At 31.5% G+C, this 18,921-nt stretch carries 17 protein-coding genes and 2 pseudogenes; 12 read left to right on the top strand and 7 right to left on the bottom strand.

Annotation, left to right across the window (positions count from 1 at the left end; translation table 11 throughout):
- Positions 1-9: 9 nt before the first annotated feature.
- On the top strand, positions 10-741 hold the full coding sequence (locus tag bsdtb5_RS19645; protein WP_271713650.1) for an adenylate/guanylate cyclase domain-containing protein: 732 nt from the start codon (positions 10-12) through the stop codon (positions 739-741).
- Between the two features lie 203 nt (positions 742-944).
- Here bsdtb5_RS19645 and bsdtb5_RS19640 read toward each other — a convergent pair whose 3' ends face one another.
- From bsdtb5_RS19640 to bsdtb5_RS19615, 6 genes are all read right to left on the bottom strand, one after another.
- The gene (locus bsdtb5_RS19640) at positions 945-1,196 is read right to left on the bottom strand and encodes a hypothetical protein (protein WP_271713649.1); all 252 of its coding nucleotides are present in this window, start codon (positions 1,194-1,196) and stop codon (positions 945-947) included.
- Positions 1,193-1,555, bottom strand: a complete 363-nt coding sequence (locus bsdtb5_RS19635) for a plasmid mobilization protein (RefSeq protein WP_271713648.1) — start codon at positions 1,553-1,555, stop codon at positions 1,193-1,195. Before bsdtb5_RS19635 ends, bsdtb5_RS19640 begins: the two co-directional genes overlap by 4 nt.
- Before the next feature lie 353 nt (positions 1,556-1,908).
- Positions 1,909-2,856: a hypothetical protein gene (locus bsdtb5_RS19630; protein WP_271713647.1), complete on the bottom strand. Its 948-nt coding sequence runs from the start codon at positions 2,854-2,856 to the stop codon at positions 1,909-1,911.
- A gap of 15 nt (positions 2,857-2,871) precedes the next feature.
- On the bottom strand, positions 2,872-3,969 hold the full coding sequence (locus bsdtb5_RS19625; protein ID WP_271713646.1) for a DUF3696 domain-containing protein: 1,098 nt from the start codon (positions 3,967-3,969) through the stop codon (positions 2,872-2,874).
- Positions 3,938-5,227 carry a DUF262 domain-containing protein gene (locus tag bsdtb5_RS19620; RefSeq protein ID WP_271713645.1) on the bottom strand — a complete coding sequence of 430 codons (1,290 nt, stop codon included), beginning with the start codon at positions 5,225-5,227 and terminating at the stop codon, positions 3,938-3,940. Before bsdtb5_RS19620 ends, bsdtb5_RS19625 begins: the two co-directional genes overlap by 32 nt.
- Positions 5,221-5,796, bottom strand: coding sequence for a helix-turn-helix domain-containing protein (locus tag bsdtb5_RS19615; protein ID WP_271713644.1), 576 nt, complete (start codon positions 5,794-5,796; stop codon positions 5,221-5,223). The genes bsdtb5_RS19620 and bsdtb5_RS19615 overlap by 7 nt, the downstream gene beginning before the upstream one ends.
- A gap of 512 nt (positions 5,797-6,308) precedes the next feature.
- Between bsdtb5_RS19615 and bsdtb5_RS19610 the strand changes: the two genes are divergently transcribed.
- The 10 genes and pseudogenes from bsdtb5_RS19610 (at position 6,309) to bsdtb5_RS19565 (ending at position 16,453) form a co-directional block, all read left to right on the top strand.
- Positions 6,309-6,497: a DNA-binding protein gene (locus tag bsdtb5_RS19610; protein WP_271713643.1), complete on the top strand. Its 189-nt coding sequence runs from the start codon at positions 6,309-6,311 to the stop codon at positions 6,495-6,497.
- 15 nt (positions 6,498-6,512) lie between these two features.
- Positions 6,513-7,524 (top strand): annotated as a pseudogene (locus bsdtb5_RS21895) (site-specific integrase).
- Positions 7,524-7,892, top strand: coding sequence for a plasmid mobilization protein (locus bsdtb5_RS19600; RefSeq protein WP_271713642.1), 369 nt, complete (start codon positions 7,524-7,526; stop codon positions 7,890-7,892). Before bsdtb5_RS21895 ends, bsdtb5_RS19600 begins: the two are co-directional and overlap by 1 nt.
- 286 nt (positions 7,893-8,178) lie before the next feature.
- On the top strand, positions 8,179-8,442 hold the full coding sequence (locus bsdtb5_RS19595; RefSeq protein ID WP_271713641.1) for a hypothetical protein: 264 nt from the start codon (positions 8,179-8,181) through the stop codon (positions 8,440-8,442).
- Between the two features lie 170 nt (positions 8,443-8,612).
- A complete protein-coding gene (locus tag bsdtb5_RS19590; protein ID WP_271713640.1) occupies positions 8,613-9,986 on the top strand; it encodes a hypothetical protein in 1,374 nt (457 codons plus the stop codon).
- Between the two features lie 145 nt (positions 9,987-10,131).
- Positions 10,132-11,337, top strand: a complete 1,206-nt coding sequence (locus bsdtb5_RS19585) for an ABC-three component system protein (RefSeq protein WP_271713639.1) — start codon at positions 10,132-10,134, stop codon at positions 11,335-11,337.
- The gene (locus tag bsdtb5_RS19580; protein ID WP_271713638.1) at positions 11,330-11,818 is read left to right on the top strand and encodes a three component ABC system middle component; all 489 of its coding nucleotides are present in this window, start codon (positions 11,330-11,332) and stop codon (positions 11,816-11,818) included. Before bsdtb5_RS19585 ends, bsdtb5_RS19580 begins: the two co-directional genes overlap by 8 nt.
- 1 nt (position 11,819) lies before the next feature.
- Entirely contained in the window at positions 11,820-13,784 is a 1,965-nt protein-coding gene (locus bsdtb5_RS19575) for a DUF3732 domain-containing protein (RefSeq protein WP_271713637.1), read from the top strand.
- A gap of 313 nt (positions 13,785-14,097) precedes the next feature.
- Positions 14,098-15,670, top strand: a pseudogene (locus bsdtb5_RS22010) (transposase).
- A 258-nt stretch (positions 15,671-15,928) separates the two neighbouring features.
- Positions 15,929-16,453, top strand: a complete 525-nt coding sequence (locus bsdtb5_RS19565; RefSeq protein WP_271713636.1) for a YehS family protein — start codon at positions 15,929-15,931, stop codon at positions 16,451-16,453.
- A 232-nt stretch (positions 16,454-16,685) separates the two neighbouring features.
- Here bsdtb5_RS19565 and bsdtb5_RS19560 read toward each other — a convergent pair whose 3' ends face one another.
- The gene (locus bsdtb5_RS19560; protein WP_271713635.1) at positions 16,686-17,273 is read right to left on the bottom strand and encodes a helix-turn-helix transcriptional regulator; all 588 of its coding nucleotides are present in this window, start codon (positions 17,271-17,273) and stop codon (positions 16,686-16,688) included.
- Positions 17,274-17,867: 594 nt separating this feature from the next.
- Here bsdtb5_RS19560 and bsdtb5_RS19555 point away from each other — a divergent pair.
- Positions 17,868-18,899: a nucleotidyltransferase domain-containing protein gene (locus bsdtb5_RS19555; protein WP_271713634.1), complete on the top strand. Its 1,032-nt coding sequence runs from the start codon at positions 17,868-17,870 to the stop codon at positions 18,897-18,899.
- The last annotated feature ends 22 nt before the right edge of the window (positions 18,900-18,921 follow it).

The following is an 18,921-nucleotide window of genomic DNA, read 5'->3' as shown; positions in this document are numbered from 1 at the left end:
GGAGATATTATGGAAGCAAATCACTCAATTACATACGACGTAGAAAAAAGTGCAGAAAGAATTGATGATATTCTGGATGCAAGTAATGATAATTACGAGGATGTAAAAGAAATACCGTCAAGAGAGGAACTTACATTTACCAATGGTTACTATATGTACGTCACATCGGTTTTTATTGATATTGTGGGTTCATCAGATATGACGGACGAAAATAAAAGACCAACGTTGGCAAAGAAGTATCGAAGCTTTTTATCAGAATGCGTTGCGATTATGAATGAAAAAGATATCTGTAAAGAGGTGAACATTAATGGTGATTGTGTATGGGGTGTATTTGAAACACCAAGTAAATCCGATATAGCAACTGTTTTTACTGTTATAGGAAAGTTAAATTCTTTAGTCAAAATTCTTAATTATAAATACGATAAGAAGAAATATGGAAAAATTGAAGTTGGTATAGGTGCTAACTATGGACGAGCTTTAATGATAAAAGCAGGATATTCTGGAAGTGAAATTAATGATGTAATTTGGATGGGTGATGTTGTGAATGATGCATGTCATCTGGCAAATAGTGCTGGGCGTGATGGTATAAAACCAATACTTCTTACATATACAATATATAACAATCTTTCTGACGATAATAAAGCTTTTTTATCTGAAATAAAAGTTGATGGAGTTACTCGCTATCAAGGAAATTTTGTGAATACTGTTATGAATAATTGGTATAATGAGAATTGTAAATAGTTTATCTTTTTAAATGAAGTGATTTGATTTTCTTTTTTAAATTATGATTCATCAAAGATAAAAAGTAGACTTCAAAGATAGTGCTGAGAAACTCTTAAAATATCGCTCGTTTTATTGCTTGATAAACTGAGCGATAAAATGAGCGATAAACAAAATAATATTATAAGCTGAGAAAATGCAGTTCAGTTTACAAAGTAACTAAATCAATAATTAAACCAATTCATAGCATCCACATATTCCTGCAATCCATCATCAGATAATGCAAATTTAGCATATGCCAGTGGCTGTTCCTCAGCCAGATGATACAAATAAACAACATCATTTGGATCATCAAACATGACAGTCGAATTAAAATCTTTGCAACGGATAAAGAGAGCAGTACCAGTTCCATTATTAACTTCTACAGTATCAGTTATTGGATTGTACATAGCAAATTGAAAGTTAAAGTCATTCATGACATTCTCCCTTCCCAGAGATACTTGGCACCATCAAGCATATCAATAATAGCTTTTAGTGCAATCTCGTATTCGGTTTGAAGTGTCGAGATTTCCTCGGAGGTTGGAAACGTAGTCGCAGTATCGTTAGTAAAAGCAGCATGCATGGAATAAAGTTGTAGATATAATTTTTTTAGGACTTCAACCAATGGATATATCGTTTCTTTCTTGCCAACAACACAGATTCGATTATAGATGCAAGAACGAACAAAGTAATCCTTCTTCATCATACCGCTGGCAAGGATACGTGCTTCAATAGCTTTTCGTTCATATTCAGATACACGGAAACTTATGGTTGGGTTTTTATGTTGATTGCTCATAGCAAACTCCTTTCAAAAAGTCGCGACAGTGTCGCGATAATTCTCTTTGTAATAGCAATGGTTCTTGTGACTCGTAAGCCACAAGGAACAATTGCCTAGTGAATAATAAAAAGTAGATTATATCAATCTTTAGAAGTTAAAAGTCTGCTACTATTCTGCTACTAAAAGAATTAAAAATAATGCGAAAAGCGTAACATTTCATGGAATAGATATACCAGGAACCGTCATTTATCAGCATTTGGCGAGCTGTGGTAAAATGCCCGGCAAGAGTTTGAATAGAGAACAAAGCCCCAAGAATGGTGTATTTACGCGATTCTTGGGGCTTTTCTTTGGAGTGGATACCTTTTTGATACCTATATAGTACTAAATTTGCTGGTAGGTAGATGCTTGCCAATGTATCCAATAATACCTTTTTTGTATGAAGGTGATGGAAGGAAATGAATTCGTCCAGGAAATTGACCTCCAAAACTTATGTGCCAGTAAAAATATGTATAATCTCCATCTGGAGCCTTAAAATATCGATAGGAGCTTAAATGTGCTGAAGTTTTTACAGATTCAGATTCGTCGCGTGCATTGTGCCCCAAAGCTTCTCTGTCAAACGTTCCATCATATTTTTTAAAGTAATTATCAAGTATTGAAAGTCGCTTAATTACTTGAGATAGTCTTAAACTATCATTGAAACAATCTAATTGCTTTTCAACACAATCGCATAAAATTAAATTTGGAAATAGTAGATATCTATTTATCCATAAATCGTGTGGAGAAGAAATTACGATATTTTGGGGTAAAAGAAGTTTTTCAGGTAGTAAATTAATATGACTAAACTCCGAAATATTTGGTATACTTATGTTCTCATTTTTAAAATCATCATCAATAATATAAATGTATTCTGCAGGTAGCGAAGCATGATTCCATAGAGGATTAAAACAAAAACTAACTACAAATGAATTATTTTCATGAGCAATTAAACAACCAACAGATTTTATTTTGAGGTCATTTGAATTTATATATACTTCACTATCAACATAATCTTGAGCATTGACGAAATGACCTCTATTTATTATACTTCGAAATTTGTCTTTATACCTTTTTTCTACTGATTTATCTTGTAACCAATTATGAATGGTATAAGAGTCGGTAAATATAATATTGTGAAATTCATAAGTATAAAAAAATTCTTCTGCACCATTGATTTTTTCATATTCAATATAAGTGTTTATAAAAATTTGCATTATATTATGAGCATCTTGTATTGTCTTACAAAAAGGCTCATATGTTAATGAAACTTCATTTAAAATCATTTGTAATCCCCTCCACTAAAATAATTCATTTATTGCATTATCCCATTCATCAAAAAATCCTTCAGGCCAGCTAGAAAGACTTCCATCAAATAGAATTTGTGGAGTGGTGTTAGAGTGAACACCATTTTGTGATAAATAAAAGAAATTTAGCTTAACTAATTCAGAGGCAATAAGTTTGTTCTTTACTGCTAATCTAACTCCATTCAGAATATGATCACTATGCGTTTCTAATATTATTTGTACACCATTTGAAGCCGCTTTTGCAATTAATTCACCAATTATTCGCTGACCTTTTGGATGTATATGTGCTTCTGGATTTTCTATAATTAACAGTGTATCATTTGAAGATTTTAGTAATGCGATAACAATTGGTAGTATGAATGAGACTCCAAATCCCATGTTGCAAGCATTTATGTCATAATTTAGTTCACCAATAGAAGTAGAATAATTAAGACCTACTAAATTTGCACTTTTAAAATCTTCTAAATGGATTTTAAGGCCTGGACTTATTTCGGATAGCCATGCATTAACCTGTAATTCTAAAATATCACTTTTTTCTGAAGGATGTTTTAAGTTGGAAGCAATATGTAAACTGCGCCCCATTTCTAATAAATAATGTACAGCTAATTCTCCTTTAGAACCAACGATATTATTGGTATATACGTCATAGTAAGAGCGTCCATACGATCTTCTTGGACCAATTCTTTCAGCTGAAATATAGTCAAATGTATTTTCGAATAAATTGATGTTTGTATTTATAGAGGAAAAGTCTTTTATATTGGTATTTTTTATTTTTAAGTATTCAGATAGTTCATCATATTGATAAGTCCAGGAATAATTATTTTCTAAGTTACTTAAAGATATACTTATTTCATCAGTTTTGCTAGCTTTATACATTAAATCTTGACCTATTCCGATATTAGTTAAAGTGGAATTTAGTAATAATCCTCTATCTAATGTATTGTTTTCACTACTTTGGCGTAACAATAATAAGGATTGTATTATTGTTGATTTTCCCATTCCGTTGATACCAGATAATATATTTAAATTACTTAATGATAGTTCAAAATCTTCGAAACATTTAAAATTCTTTAGCGCTAGTGTTTGAATCATCGTTACCTCCTATAATATCGAAAATTAGTTTGTTTAGCGTTTGCATTCTAGATTTTAAAGCATACTTATCGCTTGCTTTTAGTAAGCTAGCAAATGAATTGCTTTCACATAGATTGATAAAATTATTTAGTAAAATATTTTTGTTATTACATAATATTTTTATGTCTTTATCAGTTAGCTTCCCAAGTTGACTGCTCCATAATTCAAAGAGAACTTTATTAATTGGTCTACGTCTTCCATCATAACTCATTTTGCGGAATGCATGTCTTTCAAAAAGCTGTTGATTAATTTTCATAGATCGAATAAATTGAGTTTTGATATTCATTAATGTATCGGGAGAAGCATTATTAATATATTTCATTGCATCATTTAAAAAATCATCAACAATACCGTTATAGTTCGTGGTATCTAGGCATGAGAATGCTATATATCGTAAAACAAATTCTTTATCTAACATTCTGTCGCTTTTTATACTGTAACCAGTTGCTTCTTTGAAAATTGATAAATTGGAACATTCTGTTAAAAAAACTGTTGCATTTCCTTGATACAAAGCATTTCTGATTTCTTGAGTAGTTAAAGCTAAACCACCAGTATTTATTCTTTTAAAAATATTAAATTTAACATTCTCTGGGGTTCCGGGATTAACTAAATAAATATTAATTTGAGTTTCTTCTATTCTTCTTTGAAATATTCGAGGAAGGGAATCATAGGTACAATTATTTAATTCGGTAAAAAACTCCAAACCTTTTAATTTGAATTTTTTTTCGAGTATAAACTCTTTAAATACTGAAGTACGCTGAAGTCCATCAATTATGAGCCATTTATCTTCAGAAGTAGCATCAAAGTAAAAAGCTGGTAATGGTATTCTTAATAATAGTGATTCTATTAATTGACTTTTTTGAATATCAGACCATAATCCCGATTTTCGTTGAAAAGAAGAATCAAGTTCAATTTCTTTATTATTAATACGCCTACATAAAAGATCTATAGTATAAGGTTTCATGGTTATATCTATTTTTGTAGGATCAAATGGACGTATATTTTCTGGATCTAAGGTAGCGGCTGTTTCTTCATCAACTTCAATATCTTCATTAATTAGTTCAATATTATGTTCCAAGAAATAGTTTACTATTTCAGAAAAATCAGCATTGTTTTTATCGATACTCATTAATACTATACTTGAATTTATCTTATTATTTTGATTTTTTGCAATTTCAATAAGTTTTTTTAAATCACTAATAATTTTATCATTTAACATTGACTATCTCCTTTATTTGTGTTTTTATTAAAATTAACATTAAACTTCCCACAATCATCACAAGTATCCGGCCAATTCAATTTCCATTCCAAATACTCATTTTCTGTTATCTCTTTATTCTTCAGATCCTGCTTCCGAAACATCCATTCTCTCATAAATTCATCAACCAATCCATAATTAAACCACATACCCACTGGTGGTTCATCTGGCCAGTAATCATCATTGTCATCATATTGGGCAACCGCCTTTGTGGTGGCTTTTTCTTTTTTATTACTACTGATAAGAGAGAAAAGATTAATCGCACCACGGTTGTCTTCATCCAGCCAGAAGAAAGTTAGCATAATATCTTCAGCACTTCCTGGGACTTCACTGACAAAGTTTAGGGGATTAATATCCATTGCTTTTGCCATTTCGATCAGCATATCTTTCTGAGGAACTCTGTAATCACATTCGTATTGTGCAATGCGATTTGCCGCTCCTTTTTCTTCTAAGCCAACAGCAACTCCAAGTTCCTGTTGGGTCATTTTTCTGAGTTTTCGTACAAATTTTATTTTTTTACCAATGGTCATAGTCTGCCTCCCTTACTGTAAATTTAATAAAAATGAAACCTTATTGTCCTTATTATATCTGATAAGAGAGAAACAGTAAATAATAGCTTTCGCTTTTAAGCGAAAATATTATTGATATTCGCATTAAAGCGAACTATAATGGGCAACACAAAATAAATTGCTTTTAAGCGAATAAATACACAACTGAATGAGCGATACAATATGTTAACAGACATTTGACAAGACCTCTGATAAGGAAGCGAGCGATGATGACACTCCCAGAACTGGCGGGAATATCTCACACAAGAGTAGGCCCGGGGCGCATAGCCGAGGTTGATCGGAACATCAACAGCTTATGGATACACAGAACGCCAACGATTTTCTAAATAGGAAAATGGAAAACGGTAGTTATAACGTGAGTTATAGCACCTAATCTAGCCACAGTAATTTCAATTAACAGAGGACAGAGTGGCCGTGGTTGTTCCCAATTTCCCTATTTAGAATGCAAATTTTTATACAAAGGAGGTGGACATATGGAAGGAGCAATTTATATAACAGCAGCAGAGATGGCTGAAATGCTTGCCATTTCAAAATCATATGAATACAAGCTTATTAAACAGAAGAATGAAGAGCTTGACGCAAAAGGGTTTATTACCATTCTTGGCAAAGTAGCAATTAAGTATTTTGAAGAGAAGTTTTACGGAGTGACAGTATCAGTGTAAGGAAAGGAGAAATGGATGGCAGCATATAAAGATGAGGAGCGAGGCACATGGTATGTCTCGTTACATTGTTATGACTGGACTGGAAAGAACAAGCAAAAGTTGAAGCGTGGGTTTAAGACCAGAAGAGAAGCATTAGAGTGGGAGTAGCATTTTCGTATGAAGAAAGAAGTAAATTGGAAATGACTTTTGATGATTTTGTCGAAGTTTATACAAGAGATATGAAACTCAAATTGAAGGAAAATACTTGGATTACGAAGGAAGCGGTTATTAACAGCAAAATACTCTCTTATTTTAAGGACAAGAAAGTGAAGGATATCAAACCGACAGATATTATTCAATGGTAGAATCAGATGATCAAATTCAAAATCCGCAGGGAGCATTATTTAAGCCTACTTATCTGAAAACCATTCAATCGGAGCTGAGTGCATTTTTTATCATGCAGTACGATTTTATAAATTGAAAGAGAATCCTGTGGTGAAGACGGGACTATTGGGAAAAGGGAAAGCAGACGAAATGCTCTTTTGGACAAAAGAAGATATTTGAAATTTATTGAGCAAAAGGATAAGCCAGTTTCGTATTATGCGCTTCAGATTTTATATTGGTATGGTCTTCAAATGGAGAACTACTGGCACTGACTCTGGCAGATATTGATATTCCAAAGAGTAAGCGTGATGTAGTAATTCATGATTTCCTGCGTGATGAATTACAGGATTATATGAGTCGTTTATATGGAATTACCAAGAAAGATAGATTTATCCATATTACAAAAACATATTTGCATCATGAAATGGATCGCGGGGATAAGAAAGCTGGAGTGCAGAGAATCAGAATTCACGATCTGCGCAATTCCCACGTATCCTTATTAATCAACATGGGATTTACAGCAGTAGCCATTGCTTCCAGAGTAGGGCATGAAAGTTCGGATATTACTTTTCGCTATGCTCATATGTTTCCTAGTGAGCAAAAGCAGATGGCAAACAGGTTAAATGATGCATTAGTGATTAAAGATAAGGAGGGGGAGGAATAATGTCAGGAGTTCATAAGAATCCAACAATCAGTTTTCGTATCTCTGATTACCAGAGAAGAGAAATTGAAGCAAAGATTAAGGCAAGTGGAATGAGGAAGAAAGATTATTTTGTTCGTTCTTGTATTTATAACCATGTGTGTGTTGTTGGCAAGAAAGAAACTGTTTATGCACTGGTAGAGGAATTGCAGAAAATGCAACAAAATCTTCATCAGTTGAATGAACAAATTTTATTAGAAGATATTCAGATAACCAGTGCAAAAATACAGGAATTACAGCTTGACTATGAATATATGCTAAAAGCTATTCTGTGGATGCTTGAAGGTGCACGATATTTGTGGGAAGGAAAAAGTACAGTCAGGAAGGTATAAAGAGGTTATGCGGAAAATGAATCAAACGATGTCAAGTTCGGAATTGTTCGAGGGGTATCAGGAGATTTATGAAGCGAAGATGATGAAGCAGGTTGATGGAACGTAGGAAAAGAAATGGAATAAAAGTAGGTAGTTTGTAGGCGTGTTGCTATGGGGAAATCCTTAGTGACAGGCTGTTTTTTAATTAAAATTTGCTATCACATAACTTCAAAAATCGTTTGTTTTGCAAAAGTGGTTATGGTAAAATGGTTTTAAAATAAAACCATTAAAAAATGAGGATTAAAAAATGAATGAAATACTTGGCTTTGTAAATGAAAAAACTAAGATATTAGTAATTCTAAAGGAAAATCAGTTACAAATCGATGGGAAGAGCATTTGTCCATTGAATCAGCAAGAAATAGCTAATCTGGTGCCCTGTGGGAAGCTTAAGGTGAATCAGATATTGAAAGAATTAATTGACGGTGGATATGTTGAGATGCTTCATACGAAAGGACGCTATATTGTTACGAGTAAAGGTGATGGAGTGTTGAAAAAGCTGTCACTACAGTAAAGAGCATTAATCACTAAAATGTGTATTAGTATAACTGGTAATCGCATTTTTTATAAAAGAAATATATTGTTGCTTTGCAAAATATTTATTAGGTCAAGAGTACTGAAAAGCTAATCAATAAATCAAAAAGTATATATTGAGTAAATAATGTTAATAGAGGGAGATATGGAATGGAGATAAAAGAATTTAAAAAATGGATTATAGATAATAATTTTGAGGACAATGACTTATTTAATGAATCGTTGGTTTGCTATTGCAATAGAGCTTTTAAAGCAGCATATATGTTTTCATATCTTGCATATATAGAATATGTTCGATATCTAGTTATAGAATATAAAGGTATTCCTTTACAGTATAAATTAGAATGTGATTTGAAAAAAAGTGATAGCTCTGTCATCGAGAAAGAAAAATTTGCTAACGAACAATGGCAAAAAGAGATTAATGATTTAAAAAATGAAGATCAATGGGATAATAAACTTAAAATTATTATAAATAAAGACAAGTTTAATATTTTTTGTTTTGATAAAAAAACAAGAGATGAATTTATAGTAAAAAAAAATCATAGAAATGTTTGTGCTCATAATAAACAGCGAAATATAACGAGTGCTACAGTTGAAGATTTATGGGATTTTATTGCTTATATAAAAACATTAACTGTTATAAATGGAACAACTGATTTTATCGTTTCTCAAATTAAGGATATTATAAGTACAAGTAATGAAATGGAGTATCTTGATAAGGCAAATGAGATTTATTTATATTATATATCTAGTTATGGAGATGAGAAAAAAAAATTATTCTACAAAATATTTGAATTAGTAAGTATATACGAATTTAATACTACTAACAAATTTTTTATATATCTTTTTGAACTCATTTTTAAAAAGAAGGATGCTGAAGAATATAAATGGATTAAAGAAAACCTGAAAAACGAATTGTTTGTAAAAATTAATGTTAATACTTATGAAAAATCAATTGATAAAGGTCAATTTTACAAAGAATATGATAAAGAAATTAATAGTTGTTATAGTTATAATAGTTATCCTAGTTACTCATTGATTTCAATTTTTAATTCGAGTATGGATTCATTGAAAAAAATTGAATTTCTAATAGAAATATATAATTATGATAACCATTATAATTGTTGGAATGATTTTTTGATATTATTGAATGACTGGGGCATTATCTTAGAAAATAAAATAATGAAGGACGCTGTAGGTTTAGACGAAAATATAAATGTTTTATTTGATGATATAGAAAAGTTATATGTATATGATAATGGTTATAGTAAAAATAAAAAAACATCTACATTCGATTATAGTAATTTTTTTGGAGAAAGAATATCACGAAAAGTTTTATTTGTTTTATGGCTTGCAAGTGTTAATCTTTTAGATAAGGAAAAGGGGAAAATAACAGAATTAATAGAGAGATGCAAGCTATTAATTGATTATACAAAATGTTATCCAACAAATGATGATTTTGTATATATGAATAATGTTTTAAAAAGAGATCTCAACATATATGCATGGCTTAGTGAACTGTAAAGATAATATAAAAAGGTCAAAGAATTACTCTAAGCTTAGCTATTTTGACTAAGGCTATAATTGGAATAGAAATTATTGTTTGTTATTTGTTGGATTTCACAAATAAGAGATAGGATAAAACTTTTAGGTGAGAAGAGGTGAATATTTGGAGGAAAAAAAAGATATCGAAATATCTAATACACATGTACCAGATAAATTATATGGATATGGTTTACAAGTTCGGCAAATGCTATATGAATTGCTAAATTGCGAAATTGAAAGTACAGTAAGTGTAGAGAAATTTGATGATGTTGGGGTAGAAAATGCAAATGGAAAAGAAGCTATTCAAACCAAAAGTGCTTTATCTGCCCGAAATCCTGTATCAGATAAAGCTACGGATTTATGGAAAACCTTATATAATTGGCTAATTGCGCTCAAAGTCGGTGAATTATCAATGGATAATACGCTATTTACACTTGTGATAAATGTTGATAAAAGTGGACACATTGTATCGTTGATTAATATGGCACGAAATAGTGAGGAATCGTTGACTGCTTATGAAAATATAAAAAATGAATTTCTAGATAATGAAGAAAATTATATACAGCAAAGTGCTTCGATTAATCAGTATGTTGAGACTTTTATTTCAGATGAAAACAAACAATATGCACTCTGTATAATCGAAAAATTTAAATTGGTAGTAATGGATGAGGGACATACAAAAAAAATATATCAGGAATTCAAAGCCAAGACATATCTACCAGTAGATATTCAAGAACTGGTATTTGATAAAATCTTAGGTTGGATTGATAAAAAAACTGCATTGCAAATAGAAAATAATTATCCTATGCAAATTACGAAAGAAGAATTTCAAAATGAAATGATTTTAACTCAAAAATGGGTTAATCAAAATAAATGTTTGGTTGAGCTGGCACCAAACCCGACTAATACTGAAATTGAACTACAACAAAGAGAATATAAAACATACATAAGGCAGTTGCAATTAATTGAATTAGATTATGATGATCAAATTGAGGCTATAAATGATTACTTAAAAGCAGTTGCAAATAGAACTGTTTGGGCAGTGAAAGGTGATGTAAACGAAGAGATTATTACTCAGTATTATGAAGATTTAAAAAGTCGGTGGAAAACGAAAAGAAATATTGTTGAATTAGATAAAGATACTTGGGATGAACCTAAAAGAGGAAAATATTTATACAATATGTGTGTAGATGAGGATGTGAATATGGGGATTCTAGTGACACCAAGATTTTTTAAAAATGGTTGTTATCATGAGCTTGCGGATATGGAGGAGATTGGTTGGCATCCAATTTACAAGAATAAATTAAAAGAGGATGAAAAAGATGATTAGTGAATACGATAATGTTCGGAATCCTATGCTAGGGGCATATATTCTTTGGAATTTTATATTAGGATACTATTCTAAAAACGATGGCTGTGTTCCTTTTGAACTATTGTTCATTGTGTTGCCAATGATTTTGAAAGAAGATATTGCACAACAGATACAATCTACAAATAAATCATCAGGAATGCGGATCATGTCAGATAAATTTATGAAGACAGAAGTATTAAAAAATGATTTAGTAAGTAGTATCCATAAAGATATAGAACGAATGAAGGAAAGCACAATTGCGTCAATTGGTGAAGCTATAAAGGCAGGGTTAGTTTCTTTGGAGTTTGAAACAAATAAGTTTTTTCCTATAGAACTAAAAATAAGAAATAAGGAAGCTGATTCTGTTTTGAAATTAGGAAAAAATGCAGAGAAATTGGGACAATGGTGCGCTGAACTAACTTTGACAGAAATTGAAGAAATTTTGAAAGTGAGGTTTTAACATGCAGTTTCAAATAGAAAAACTGATATTATGGCCTAAAAATGAAAAATATGAATATAAGGTTATAGATTTTAATATTGATACAGTTAATGTAATTACTGGTGATTCTAGAACAGGAAAATCAGCAATTATACCTATAATTGACTATTGTTTGGCAAGTGGTGATTGTTATATACCAACTCAAACAATAAGAAAAGCATGCAGTTGGTTTGGAATAGTTGTTAAGCTTAAAAAAGGCAGAGTTTTATTTGCGAGAAAAGAACCTGGATTACACAAGTCAACTAGCGAAATGATGCTGATTCATGATGATATAATTGAGATTCCAAATACACCGGAAAAGAACGCAACCTGTCAGAGTGTTAAGAGGTTTTTAGACGAATATTCAAAATTAAGTTTTATTGATACTGATGAGGGGTATTATGGAAGTCGTCCTGCTTTTAGAGACTTAATATCATTTTGTTTCCAACCGCAAAATATTGTTGCTAATGCAAATATTTTGTTTTATAAAACTGATAAGACAGAACATAGAAATAAATTGATTAACATTTTTCCTTATGTTTTGGGTGCAATAACACCAGAAGTCTTGTCTGCACGTCAAGAATTATTAGATCTACAAAGACAGTTGAAGAAAAAAGAAAGCGATTATGAGAAGTTATGTCAGTTGGCAACTCGTTGGGAAGATGAGATAAAGGGCTGGATGTCGGTGGCAATTGAACTAGGACTGATTGAAGAATCTAGTAGAAATATTAGTTTTGATAGTCAGTTAAAAGAGGTGGAAGAATTAGTAAGATCTAATACAGAAGAAAAAATAATTAAGAGTGATAGTATTATTAATAGTTCATGGGAAATAGTAAAACTAAGAGAATCTGAAAATTCAATTGCATTAGAACTTACAAAATATAAGAATCGATATATAGAAATGTCACAATTGACAAAAAGTATAAATGAGTATAGAGATGCTTTAACTATTCAAATTGAAAGATTAAATATTACTTCTTGGCTTGATGAAAGAGCGAAAAAGGGGCACATTTGTCCTGTTTGTCAACAAAAATGCGATGATGATAACCATCAAAGAAATTTGTATTTTACAAGATTGAAAGAAGCAAAAAATAAAAAGAAGCAATTGGAAGATGTTCCAGCTGCTTTCGAAAGAGAATATGATTTGGTGAAAGGTGAGATACAGAGATTAACTGAAGAACTAGCATCTATTCAAAAAAGGATTAAAATAGAAGAATCTAGAAAAAAACAAGAAGCAGTTGAAGAGAATATAAATCCTAATAGATATACATTGGATGGAATATCAAGATTCTTAGGGAAAATAGAGTATGCAAGTGAGACTATTGCATCACTTGAGGTAGACGGTGAACTTTCAGAAGAAATAAATAAATTAAAAATCAGAATTAATGAGTTAAAAAAAATAGTTGATGAGTCAGTTATAAGAAGAAAAATTGACAGTGCGATTACAAGAGTATCGGTAAAACAAATGGAATTAATAAAATCACTTGACTCAGAACGTCCAAATGATCCATTTAAACTCGACTATAAAAATTTGACGGTTGAAGTGGACAGTGAAGATGGAAGAAAAGATTACCTATGGGAAATAGGAAGTGGTTCAAACTGGTTAGAATATCATATTTCGACAATTTTGGGATTACAATCTTTCTTTTCAACTTTTCAAGCATCGGTACCTAACTTTATTGTGTTTGATCAGCCAAGCCAAGTTTATTTTCCACATCTTTCAGACACTGATGAATTAGAGGTTAAAAATTTAAAAGATGTTGATAAAGAAGCAGTAAAGAGTATTTTTTCTACTATGGCAAAGTGTATAGCTAATACAAAAGGTAAAATGCAGATAATCGTTTTAGAACATGCTGATTCCTCAATCTACGGAGAAGTTGAGGAAATACATGAAGTATGTGTGTGGCAAAATGGAGATAAGTTAATTCCGTTAGAGTGGATACAATAAGTGGTATATATTTTAGATAATAACTTATTTGAATTAAAGAATATCTGTGATGCACGCTTATACCGTTATGATACCCAAAGCTGATTATACTCAAAATAATACGTAGAATTCCTGGACTTAAAGCATTAATATAGCAGGAAATATACCAAATGCATTCGCCATAGAGCGAATGATTAGAAAATTTGAATAATATCTGGCGGTTTACACCAAAAAGATATAAGGGGGCTGTGAAAAAACGCCCCAATAAAAAAGAGGATTTTTAGCTCATTTTAATGAGTTAAAAGTCCTCTTTTTGTGGTAAAATTTTTTTAGAATGAAAAACTTAACCACAAACTATTATAGAACAAGACAAGGTATTTTGCCAATGTTTATCTCAGATTTTCTTGATCTTTGTGATCCGGTTTTGACATTTGACAAATTCATGGAGGGAATTGACTTAACTAAGTATCTGAAAAACATACCAGATCATGAGACTGGTCGCATCAGATATAATCCTGTCAACATGTTGAAAACGGTACTTTTCAGTTTTATGACCAAAGGTTATATGTCACTTAGAGAGTTTGAAGATAATTGTAAAGTTAATATCAGATTCATGTATCTTATGGATAACGAAAGACCATCTTACAGGACTTTTGGCTACTTTATTAATGAAGTTCTTGGAGATTCCATTGAAAATATATTTAATGACATCAATCATAAAATCTTTGATGAAGACAACGTTGACCTAAATCATTTGTACATAGATGGATCAAAATTCGAAGCTAATGCAAACAAATACACCTGGGTATGGAAAAAAGCTACGGAAAAATCACGCTATCGTTTATATGAAAAGATCACTACTCATAGAAGAAATCAACACGGATCTTATATGGTCAGGTTTGCATGTAGAGACTAATACAGAATACGTGCCAGAAGTATTAAAAGATACAGCAGAAAGATTTGCAGAGATTTGGAAAATAGATAAAAGCAGCTTTGTATACGGAAAAGGGCATCGAAAAACTGTACAACAGAGACAGTATGAAAAACTATTAGAATACGCTGCAAAGTTAGAAGAATATATTGAAAAAATAGGAATATGTGGACCAGACCGTAACAGTTATTCTAAAACAGATCATTCTGCTACATTTATGCGAATTAAAACAGACTATATGGGAAACGACCAACTTCTACCAGCATACAATGTGCAGGTAGGCGTTGCTGATGAATACATAGCTGTTGTTGAGGTGAATCAGTACCGTTCTGATATGGATTGTTTCATTCCACTGATGGAACAGTTTTACAAAACATATGGATTCTATCCCAAGTATCCTATTGCAGATGCAGGATATGGTTCTTATAACAACTACATATACTGTGAGCAAAAGGGAATGGAAAAATACATGAAATTCACTATGTTCAAAAAAGAAACCGAAGATAAAAAATACCATGAGAACCCATTTAGGGCAGTAAATTTTAAGGTAGATAACGAAGGAATCTTGAGATGTCCATATGGAAAAGCATTTCATTTCGCTTACCGAAAAGCAGTAAAAGGAAATCAATACGGCAGACAAGAAGAGATATACACTTGCGAGAATTGTAGCGGATGTCCATATGCAGACCAGTGTAAGAAAACAGATAAAAATAGAACAATCAGAATTAATCGGGAATTAACTTCAATGCATGATGAAGTCATTCGAAATCTAGAAAGCATTCAAGGAGCATTGCTGAGAATGAATCGATCTATTCAAGCAGAAGGAACTTTCGGTATCATAAAAAATGATCGGTGGTATAAAAGAATCGTAAGAAGAGGTATGAATACTGTGAAAATGGAAATTTTTCTGGTTTCTATCGGTCATAATCTATACAAATATCAAAACAAAAAGATGCGTCTCCATAAAGTAGCATAAAAAATAAAATTCCTATTTATGGGGAAAGGGGTTTTATACCCTTTTTTAGAGGAAAATATATTTGACAGAGAAAAAAAGGAGCGAGAAAAAATGATTTCTCATTTTTTCACAGCCCCCTTTTTAACTTACAATTAATATTTTAATTACAAGAAATAGCTAATTTTTTTTCATCGTTGTGTTTTTTTATCAGACAAGTTATACTTATGCAGAATGACTCAGTAACCAATGCGTAAATAAGAGACATTCCAGGAGGTTTTCATGAAAAATAATGATATATTAATAAGGTTAAGATATGCTCTAGATATAAAAGACGTTGATATGGTGGAGATATTTAAGCTTGGTGGCATTGACGTAACAAAAGAGGACGTACTTAAGATGCTTATATCATCAAAAGACAGCAATAAGAATGATATGGTGGATATTGATGATACTGAAAATAAAGGTGATTTAGAATGCAGTAATGTTATGCTGGAGTCATTCCTGAATGGATTTATAATATTCAAAAGGGGAAGAAAAGATGTAAAGCCAGGTGAACCTGAAAAACCTGCACTTGCGATAAAGAATAATAAAAGTGTGAATAACGTTATGCTGAAGAAATTAAAAATAGCACTGAATTTATCAAGTGAAGATATGCTTGATATATTACAAGAAGCAGGGTGTGATTTAACAAAAGGAGAATTAAGCGCTGTTTTCAGAAAAGAAGGACAAAAGAATTATAAAGAGTGCGGTGACAGATATGCAAGAAATTTCTTAAAGGGATTGGCTATAAGGTACAGAAAGTAAGTTGCTATAGTTTATGGACACGCAAGAATTTAGGTTGCCCAGAGTTTTTTAGATGATAATACTATTGTTATTACTGGAACAGTATATGCTTAAAAAAGGAATGTCACAGCTAGCTGTTTTTATTTTATTAATTATAAAAACCTCGAAAGCCTATTATGTGGGTTTTCGAGGTCCTTTTATGCCCTTTTCTCTGCTTTGCTTCTTTTTACCAGAAGCAGAAGCAATAATTCCTTTAAAAAATAAAAGATTTCAATAACCAAACAAATATCATACAAACTAAAAATGTAATGAAGCCACATGCAAAAGCTGCAATTATGTTTTGGTATGGACGTTTCCCATATTCTTGTGCTTTTTCGATTTCGTCTAATCGTTTGCCTTCTGTAAAAGACACAATTTCTATAAATGTCTGAATATTATTTTCCTTCTTGTATTTCTCAATTTTCATAGCATAATACATTGATATTACAAATAAGATTCCTGTGATCATCAAGCCATAGTAGTTAAAAAATACTGCAAGTGGAACAACAGATACTATAGTCAACACTAATAGTAGGCTAAATATAGCACCGTCATGATTGAATTTTTGAAGGTCAGCTTTGTTTATTTCTTCTCTCATAATGTTTATATCTCCTTTGATTAATTGATCAAGAGATATATTGAATAATGAACTTAGCAGAAGAAGACTATGAATGTCAGGGTAGTTTTTATTGTTTTCCCAGTTTGATATAGTCTGTCTAGTGACATATACTTTTTCAGCAAGTTGTTCTTGTGATAAATTCATACTGGTTCGATATTTCTTAATTTGGGTATGAAGTTCCAAAGGTATGCCCCCTTTCCTGATTTTGTTTCTCTTGACCTACGTTCATCATATTGCATTCAAGAGAAAGTTGCTATCAAAGTGCTTTTACATTGATAGAAAATGGCATGTAAAAAGTGTTTTACAACCTCCAGATGGCCTATTTATAGTGGGTTTTGAAGCGCTTTTCTATTATTCACTCATATTGTTAAAACATTTAATTTTATAACTAGTGGTTATATCATATCTACTACATTTAATCAGTTGACATTTGTATTCTATCATTTAGGAACACATTTGTGTATAAATTATTATCAAAAAATAATTACAATATAATGGTTCACTGTATAATAAAAGTCACATAGGGACACAAAAGTGTATCAAATAAATAACAAGGGGTAGATAAGCTTTATGGTAAATCTATAGTAAAAAAGTATAGTAGTAAATCGATCCTATTTATGGTATGGTTTACAAAATATAATAAAGTGAGTGAAAAGGTTATATAGTATGAAACTATTTAATAGGTTAAGAAAAAAAGCAAATATTAATTCAGATAATCACAAAGAGCGCAGCACACTTCTTGAAAAAGTAAAAGGAGAATTTGAGGAGGTAGAATAAATGGATTACTCATCAATCCTAAAAACCCCAGAATATGATTTCCTACAAAAAGACGAGCATCTAGGCAACCATATCATCCTGCTCGGTCTAGCGGGAAGCTATTCCTACGGTACGAATAACGAGAATAGCGACATAGACATTCGAGGCATAGCACTGAATCGCAGATCTGACCTGATTGGACTTACTCAATATGATCAATATGTGGACAAGCATACCGATACAACAATATACTCATTTAATAAAATGATATCATTACTATTAAGTTGTAATCCAAATACATTAGAACTACTAGGTCTGAATCCAGAGCACTACTTATACCTAAATGATATTGGCAAAGGCTTGATAGAACACACAGAGCTGTTCTTATCCAAGCGTGCCATACAATCATTTGGTGGTTATGCGGATGCACAACTTCGAAGACTTCAGAATGCATTGGCGAGAGATTCCTACCCACAGAGCGAGAAGGAACAACACATTTATAATTCGGTCAAAAATGGTATGTATGATTTTATGAAGCACTATGAAGAGTTCGACAATGGATCAATGAGAATATATATTGATAAGGCGGTTAATTCAGAGATGGATACAGAAATATTTATTGATACACATCTGACGCATTATCCATTAAGGGATTATAAGAACATCTGGAGCGAGATGAATAATATAGTAAAAGACTATGATAAGATTGGTAAACGCAACAAGAAGAAGGATGATAATCATTTAAATAAGCATGCCATGCATCTAGTTCGTTTATTTATGATGGCAATTGATATTCTGGAAAAAGGTGAGATAAATACGTATAGAAGAGACGAACAGGAACTTTTATTAGATATTCGAAGAGGAGAATATCAGAAAGAGGACGGGACGTTTTCTAAGGAGTTTTATGAGATTGTATCCGATTATGAACATAGACTTGAATATGCTGCAAAGAATACCAAGCTTCCAGATTCCCCAGACATGAATAAGGTTCAGGAATACGTTATGTCGGTTAATGAGACGGTGATTAGAAAGGAACATTGCGAGTATAAATAAAGTGTAAAAATGAGATTAATAA

The organism is Anaeromicropila herbilytica, assembly GCF_016591975.1.
GTDB classification, from domain to species: Bacteria; Bacillota; Clostridia; order Lachnospirales; family Lachnospiraceae; genus Anaeromicropila; species Anaeromicropila herbilytica.
Note: the sequence above shows the minus strand (reverse complement) of the source record. Positions and strands in the feature narration are given on the sequence as shown.

Excerpts from the sequence above, each read along its gene's own strand:
- bsdtb5_RS19580 (WP_271713638.1), top strand. The coding sequence starts at position 11,330 with ATGATTAGTGAATACGATAATGTTCGGAATCCTATGCTAGGGGCATAT.
- bsdtb5_RS19595 (WP_271713641.1), top strand. The coding sequence starts at position 8,179 with ATGAATGAAATACTTGGCTTTGTAAATGAAAAAACTAAGATATTAGTA.
- bsdtb5_RS19610 (WP_271713643.1), top strand. The coding sequence starts at position 6,309 with ATGGAAGGAGCAATTTATATAACAGCAGCAGAGATGGCTGAAATGCTT.
- bsdtb5_RS19590 (WP_271713640.1), top strand. The coding sequence starts at position 8,613 with ATGGAGATAAAAGAATTTAAAAAATGGATTATAGATAATAATTTTGAG.
- bsdtb5_RS19555 (WP_271713634.1), top strand. The coding sequence starts at position 17,868 with ATGGATTACTCATCAATCCTAAAAACCCCAGAATATGATTTCCTACAA.
- bsdtb5_RS19635 (WP_271713648.1), bottom strand. The coding sequence starts at position 1,555 with ATGAGCAATCAACATAAAAACCCAACCATAAGTTTCCGTGTATCTGAA.
- bsdtb5_RS19640 (WP_271713649.1), bottom strand. The coding sequence starts at position 1,196 with ATGAATGACTTTAACTTTCAATTTGCTATGTACAATCCAATAACTGAT.
- bsdtb5_RS19615 (WP_271713644.1), bottom strand. The coding sequence starts at position 5,796 with ATGACCATTGGTAAAAAAATAAAATTTGTACGAAAACTCAGAAAAATG.
- bsdtb5_RS19620 (WP_271713645.1), bottom strand. The coding sequence starts at position 5,227 with ATGTTAAATGATAAAATTATTAGTGATTTAAAAAAACTTATTGAAATT.
- bsdtb5_RS19600 (WP_271713642.1), top strand. The coding sequence starts at position 7,524 with ATGTCAGGAGTTCATAAGAATCCAACAATCAGTTTTCGTATCTCTGAT.
- bsdtb5_RS19575 (WP_271713637.1), top strand. The coding sequence starts at position 11,820 with ATGCAGTTTCAAATAGAAAAACTGATATTATGGCCTAAAAATGAAAAA.
- bsdtb5_RS19630 (WP_271713647.1), bottom strand. The coding sequence starts at position 2,856 with ATGATTTTAAATGAAGTTTCATTAACATATGAGCCTTTTTGTAAGACA.
- bsdtb5_RS19645 (WP_271713650.1), top strand. The coding sequence starts at position 10 with ATGGAAGCAAATCACTCAATTACATACGACGTAGAAAAAAGTGCAGAA.
- bsdtb5_RS19625 (WP_271713646.1), bottom strand. The coding sequence starts at position 3,969 with ATGATTCAAACACTAGCGCTAAAGAATTTTAAATGTTTCGAAGATTTT.
- bsdtb5_RS19565 (WP_271713636.1), top strand. The coding sequence starts at position 15,929 with ATGAAAAATAATGATATATTAATAAGGTTAAGATATGCTCTAGATATA.